Origin of the sequence: Streptomyces sp. NRRL F-5650 (assembly GCF_000721365.1) — a bacterium.
In the GTDB taxonomy this organism is placed as follows: Bacteria; Actinomycetota; Actinomycetes; order Streptomycetales; family Streptomycetaceae; genus Streptomyces; species Streptomyces ardesiacus.
Genome location: NZ_JOGV01000129.1, coordinates 1 through 1,316 on the forward strand (window position 1 = coordinate 1; position 1,316 = coordinate 1,316).

The following is a 1,316-nucleotide window of genomic DNA, read 5'->3' on the forward strand; positions in this document are numbered from 1 at the left end:
TTCACGGTAGGCGGCCACGAGCGCGGCCGTGGAGGGGTCGAGGCCGGGTACGTCGGTGCCCTCGGTGAGGGCCGGTTCGACGCGCTTGGCGAGTACCTTGCCGAGCTCGACGCCCCACTGGTCGAAGGAGTCGATGTTCCAGACGGCGCCCTGGACGAAGACCTTGTGTTCGTAGAGGGCGATGAGCTGGCCGAGGACGGACGGGGTCAGCTCGGCGGCCAGGACGGTGGTGGTGGGGTGGTTGCCGCGGAAGGTCTTGTGCGGGACCAGTTCCTCGGGCACTCCTTCGGCGCGTACCTCGTCGGGGGTCTTGCCGAAGGCGAGGGCCTGGGTCTGGGCGAAGAAGTTGGCCATCAGCAGGTCGTGCTGGGCCTTGAGCCCCTCGCCCAGTTCGTCCACGGGCCGGGCGAAGCCGATGAAGTCCGCCGGGATCAGCTTGGTGCCCTGGTGGATCAACTGGTAGTAGGCGTGCTGCCCGTTGGTGCCGGGCGTGCCCCACACCACCGGTCCGGTCTGCCACTGGACCGGGTTGCCCTCGCGGTCCACGGACTTGCCGTTGGACTCCATGTCCAGTTGCTGGAGGTAGGCCGTGAACTTCGACAGGTAGTGCGAGTAGGGCAGCACCGCGTGGGACTGGGCGCCCAGGAAGTCGCCGTACCAGATGCCCAGCAGGCCCAGCAGCAACGGTGCGTTGGACTCGGCGGGGGCGGTGCGGAAGTGTTCGTCGACGATGCGGAAGCCGTCGAGCATCTCGCGGAAGCGGTCCGGGCCGATGGCGATCATCAGGGACAGGCCGATGGCGGAGTCGAACGAGTACCGGCCGCCGACCCAGTCCCAGAACTCGAACATGTTGGCCGTGTCGATGCCGAAGTCCGCGACCTTGCCGGCGTTGGTGGACAGCGCCACGAAGTGCTTGGCCACCGCCTTCTCGTCGCCGCCGAGACCGTCGAGGAGCCACGAGCGCGCCGAGGTGGCGTTGGTGATCGTCTCGATGGTGGTGAAGGTCTTGGAGGCGATGACGAACAGTGTCTCGGCGGGGTCGAGGTCGCGGACCGCCTCGTGCAGGTCGGCGCCGTCCACGTTGGAGACGAAGCGGACCGTGAGCGAGCGGTCGGTGAAGGCGCGCAGTGCCTCGTAGGCCATCGCGGGGCCCAGGTCCGAGCCGCCGATGCCGACGTTGACGACGTCCCGCGGGGCCCGCAGCGCGGTGTGCAGGACGGCCCGGTCCTCGGTGATGTTGATGCGCTCACCGCGGAACATGGCGTCCCGCAGCCCGAACACATCGGTCGCCGCGGCCAGTTCACGCAGCAGCCGCA

1 protein-coding gene is annotated in these 1,316 nt (G+C 68.6%); it reads right to left on the minus strand.

Annotated features, from left to right (window positions below; translation table 11 throughout):
- Window positions 1–1,316, minus strand: a 1,316-nt coding sequence (gene pgi / locus IG88_RS0137705; RefSeq protein WP_031051378.1) for a glucose-6-phosphate isomerase, incomplete at both ends; no start/stop codon positions are given.